The sequence below is a fragment of the Streptomyces sp. MK37H genome (genome assembly GCF_018035285.1).
In the GTDB taxonomy this organism is placed as follows: domain Bacteria; phylum Actinomycetota; class Actinomycetes; order Streptomycetales; family Streptomycetaceae; genus Streptomyces; species Streptomyces endocoffeicus.
Genome location: NZ_JAAAYH010000585.1, coordinates 1 through 4,433, shown reverse-complemented (window position 1 = coordinate 4,433; position 4,433 = coordinate 1). Strand labels below are relative to the sequence as shown.

Below are 4,433 nucleotides of genomic sequence, written 5' to 3'. Positions count from 1 at the left end.
AGGCCGACGCTGTGGTCGTGGTGACGCCCGACTACAACCGCAGCTTCCCGGCCTCCCTGAAGGCCGCGATCGACTGGCACTACACGGAGTGGGAGGCCAAGCCGATCGGCTTCGTCGGCTACAGCGGAGCCAGCGGCGGCCTGCTCGCCATCGAGCAACTCCGCCAGGTCTTCGCCGAACTCCAGGCCCACACGGTGCGCAACGTCGTGACGTTCCCCCGCTACTACGAGCTCTTCGGCCCGGAGGGCGAGCTACGGGACCCGGAGGGCCCGAACGGCGCCGCGAAGGCGATGCTCGACGAGCTGCTGTGGTGGGGCGAACTCCTCCACGAGGCACGTCGCACCCGGCCCGAGACCGCCTGAGCGGCCACCCGCGCTGAGCTCAACCGTCTGGGCACCGCTCACCGAGCCGAGGTGGCTTTGAACATAGCCCGGGGGTGGCGGCGCGGCATCGCCCCCGGGCCCTCGGACGGGACGGTCATCTGGACCTGGCGCTGACCAGCGAGTCGGGACCCCAGTCCATCAGCTTGACCATGTCATCGATCACGCCTTCGTTCGTGAACCGTGCCAGCCATGTGGCGAACCGCGGGCCGAACGCGCACATGGCCGCCTTGCCGATGGCCACTTCCTCGTCCTCATCGGGCGGGGTGAGACCGAAGTTCCGGTCCAGCCACATCAGGTATTCCTGACGCGCCGGGAAGAGCTCGTCGAGGTCCTCGTCCTCGTAGGCGACGTCGCGTTCGACGGGGAGCAGCCGGAGCAGCTCTCGTAGGTTGCGCGCATGGACCCACACGTCGCCCTCGTCGCCGAGGAACACGACGGGAAGGTCCGCGAGGTCGGCCCGGTCGTCGAACCGCCACAGCGCGTAGCCCGAACCGCTGCCGGTGGCGCGTGCGAAAGGGATCAGCTGGTCGAAGAACTCGGCGCGGCTGGGGTTCTTCGGATCGTCCAGCCAGCCCTTGAGTTCATTCTTGTCGTCGTAGTCGAGCAGCTCGAAGCCATCCGCGTAGCTGTGCGTCCCGAACTGATCGTCGAACTCCCGGAGGAGATTGAGCTCCAGGATGGGCGAGTACACGCTGTTCATGAAGGCCACCGTGACGGAGAGGCGGGGTCGTGTGATCGCATCGTATTGCCGCGGGTGTACGTACGGGACTCGGATGCGGCAACAACCCTGTAGGGCGTGGCGGCGGGTGCGGTAGGCGGCCGGTGAGAGCTCCGAGCTGCTGCTGGGCCGGGACTGGGGTGCGGGCGGCCGCCACACCGGGTGGGTGCGGCGGCCGTGGGTGGGATCGGCTCGTGGTTCGAGTCAGTCAACAGAGCGACGGATCAGCCCCGGCGTCACCGCACCCTCGTATTGCTCACCCGTCCCCTCTAGCCATGGAACTCCGATCCCCAGCAAGGAAGACCCGCACCGCGCTAGAGCAGCACAGTGTCTACGCGCAGGAAATCAGAGGCAGGGATGCCGAACGCCTGAGCGGCCAGGATCCGGCGAATCGTCCTCGCTCCCCGTTCGTGCGCAGTTCCCAGGGCTGCAGTCCGAGGACTTGCGCAAGGTGCCCCTGCATCTCGACGGCGGACGGCAGCGGGCGCCACCATATGGGTCACCTCGGCGTTTGGCTTCCACGACGGACTCGCGACCGATGAGCGGCTCATCGCCGAGCGGGCTGTTCAGCACCGCGTTCTCGGCGAACAAGCAGGCGAGGACGTCCTTGGTTGTCCGGCTCTTGGGTGGTCACAACCGACCGGTGCGCGCGATCACCTGGCTGGCGAAGTCAAGCATCTGGTCAAGGCCGGGGAACAGTGCGAAGGCGTCCACGAACGCCTCGTCCGCACCGGACTCGGCGAAGCGCTTGAGCTTGTCGGCCAGCGAATCAACGGTCGTGCCCGGTTCGAGGTTGATACGTATGGCCTTCTTCAGCGCGTCGGGGTCGCGGCCGGCCTCCTGCGCCGCCTGGCGCGCGAGCGACCACAATTGGCCGGCGACCTCGTCCGGCAGAAAATCGAGCCCGAGCCAGCCGGTGGCGCTGCGGCCGACCCGGCGCATCGCGGCCTCGCTGGCGCCGCCGATCCAGATGGGCGGCCCGCCCGCTTGCACCGGGCGCAGGTCGGCGTGGACCGGCGGCAGCGAGAAGAACTCGCTGTCCCAGGACACCGGGTTGGCCGTCCACCACTCGTGCAGGAACGCCAGCAGGTCATCGAGCATCCGCCCGCGCCGGCGCCAGTCCGCGCTGCGGGAGATGTCGTGCTCGTCCTTCATCCACCCGAGTCCCACGCCGACCTCGAGACGGCCGTCGCTGAGCACGTCGAGCGTGGTCAGCATCCGGGCCAGGTGCGGCGGCTCGTAGTAGAAGGTGCTGAGCGTGCTGGCATTCAGCCGCACCCGGCTGGTCGCCGTCGCGGCGACGGTCCACAGCAGCACCGGGTCGAGGTAACGCTTCATCTGCGGCGGGTACGGCTGCTCCTTGCCCGGATAGATGCTCTGCATATCGACGGGCTGGACCAGGCGATCGCCGACCCACAGCGTGTCGTAGCCAAGGTCCTCGATCCCGCGGCAGAACGCGCTCAGGCCGGCTGCGCTGCTGATAGCGGGCCCGATTATGGGAAGTGTGAAACCAAGCTTCATGACGAGTCCTCTCGGTGATCCGTCAACCGTTTGCTCAGACGGGAAGCTCGGTGATGCTGAGGGAGAAGTCCAAGTTCCCGACCCCGTGGTTGGCGAGGCCCACCGTGACCACGCCCGCTCCTTCCAGCCAGTGCGCCATTTTCAGGCCGCCGACGTCCAGCGGGCGCAGCCCGAGGCTCTCGATGAACGCCTCCACACTTGCCTTGGCCTGCGCATTATCGCCGGCGATGAAGACGTCGGGCCGACCCTTCTCCAGGACATGGCGGAAGATGGTGTTGAACGCCTTCACCACGCTGGCGCCGGCCGGGGCCGCCTTGGCGGCTTCCTGCGCGATCGAGGTCTCCTCGCGGTGGGCCAGCCCGTCGAACGTGGAGTTGAAGGGATTGCTGATGTCGACGATGACCTTGCCCGCGAGAGCGTCTCCGTACTGGGCGACGACCGGCACGACGCCGTCGTGCAGCAGGGCCACGATGACGATGTCCCCGGCCGGGGCGGTGCCCCATTCTCCCGTCGTGGCGCCGGCGCCGAGAGCCTTGGCCAGGTCAGCGGCCTTGGACTGATCGCGGCCCATGACCTCGACGGTGTTGCCGCCCGCTACCGCCCGCGCGCCGATGGTGCGGGCCATGTTCCCGGTGCCGATGATGCTGATGTTGCTCATGAGATGTCCTGCCCTGGTTGTGGTTGTTCGGTTCAGATGGCGGTGGTGCCGCCGTCGGCGACGAGTTCCATGCCGTTGACGTAGCTGGAGTCGTCGGAGGCGAGGAAGAGGGCGGCGGTGGCGATCTCGTCGGGGCGGCCCATCTGGCCGCGGGGGATGAGGGACTCGAACTGGCGCTTGGTGGCCTCGTCGAAGAGTTCTTCCTGCTTGGCGGTGGCAACCTGGCCGGGGGTCAGGACGTTGACGCGGATGCGGCGGTCCTTGAGCTCGTTGAGCCAGACGCGGGCCCATGCCTGCTGGACGGCCTTGCTGCCGGCGTAGACGCTCCAGCCGGGGAAGGCGCCGAGGGAGGCGTTGGAGCCGGTCATGAGGATGGAGCCGCCGTCGTTGAAGAGCGGGAGGGCCTTCTGGACGGTGAACAGGGTGCCGCGGGCGTTGAGCCCGAACCAGGTGTCGAACTGGGCCTCGGTGATCTCGCCGAGCGGGGCGGGCTCGCCCCCGCCCGCGCTGGCCCACAGCACGTCGAGGCTTCCCTTCTCCCGCTTGACGGTGTCGTACAGGCGGTCCAGGTCGTCCAGGTCGGCGGCGTCGCCCTGGACGCCGGTGACGTTGCGGCCGATCTGCTTCACGGCCTCGTCCAGGGCGTCCTGGCGGCGGCCGGTGATGAAGACGTGCGCTCCCTCGTCGACGAACAGCTTCGCGCCGGCCAGCGCCATGCCGGTGGTGCCGCCGGTGATGACCGCGACCTTGCCGTCAAGCTTTCCCATAGTCATTCCCTTGGGTCGGTGGTGCCGTGTGCACCTGGGGCGACGGTGTTAAGTACACCGTCTGGTGTGCTTACGGTACTGGGCGGGCGGCTGGGGCGCAAACTATGTACACCGGTCGTTACCTGGCTGCGGTACGATGGACCCATGACGGAGTTGGAGAAGGGCCCCACGGGCCGCCGCCGCGGCCGGGGCGCCCGCGAGCGCATCCTCAGCGTGTCCCAGCAACTGTTCCGCGAGCAGGGCATCAACCGCACCGGCATGAACGAGCTTTGCGCGGCGGCCCAGGTGTCCAAGCGCACGGCCTACCAGCACTTCACCGGCAAGGACGAACTCGTCGCCGAGTACCTGCGCCGGTTCGACCCCTCCGTTCTGTCCGGCGTGTTCGA

General features: G+C 68.1%; 6 protein-coding genes. 2 read left to right on the top strand and 4 right to left on the bottom strand.

The features are described from left to right. A partial coding sequence (locus tag GWI24_RS41035; protein WP_210951115.1) for an NADPH-dependent FMN reductase occupies positions 1-362 on the top strand: 362 nt, incomplete at its 5' end. Positions 363-477: 115 nt separating this feature from the next. Here the strand turns inward: GWI24_RS41035 and GWI24_RS41030 are convergent. From GWI24_RS41030 to GWI24_RS41015, 4 genes are all read right to left on the bottom strand, one after another. Further along, the gene (locus tag GWI24_RS41030; RefSeq protein ID WP_210951114.1) at positions 478-1,083 is read right to left on the bottom strand and encodes a hypothetical protein; all 606 of its coding nucleotides are present in this window, start codon (positions 1,081-1,083) and stop codon (positions 478-480) included. 648 nt (positions 1,084-1,731) lie between these two features. Then, positions 1,732-2,622, bottom strand: a complete 891-nt coding sequence (locus GWI24_RS41025; RefSeq protein ID WP_210951113.1) for a TIGR03619 family F420-dependent LLM class oxidoreductase — start codon at positions 2,620-2,622, stop codon at positions 1,732-1,734. Positions 2,623-2,656: 34 nt separating this feature from the next. After that, positions 2,657-3,280: an NADPH-dependent F420 reductase gene (locus GWI24_RS41020; RefSeq protein WP_210951112.1), complete on the bottom strand. Its 624-nt coding sequence runs from the start codon at positions 3,278-3,280 to the stop codon at positions 2,657-2,659. A 32-nt stretch (positions 3,281-3,312) separates the two neighbouring features. Then, entirely contained in the window at positions 3,313-4,047 is a 735-nt protein-coding gene (locus tag GWI24_RS41015) for an SDR family NAD(P)-dependent oxidoreductase (RefSeq protein WP_031067588.1), read from the bottom strand. 144 nt (positions 4,048-4,191) lie between these two features. On the opposite strand from GWI24_RS41015, the gene GWI24_RS41010 reads away from it, so the two are divergent. Then, positions 4,192-4,433 (top strand): TetR/AcrR family transcriptional regulator (locus GWI24_RS41010; protein WP_210951111.1); only part of this gene is annotated, 242 nt, incomplete at its 3' end.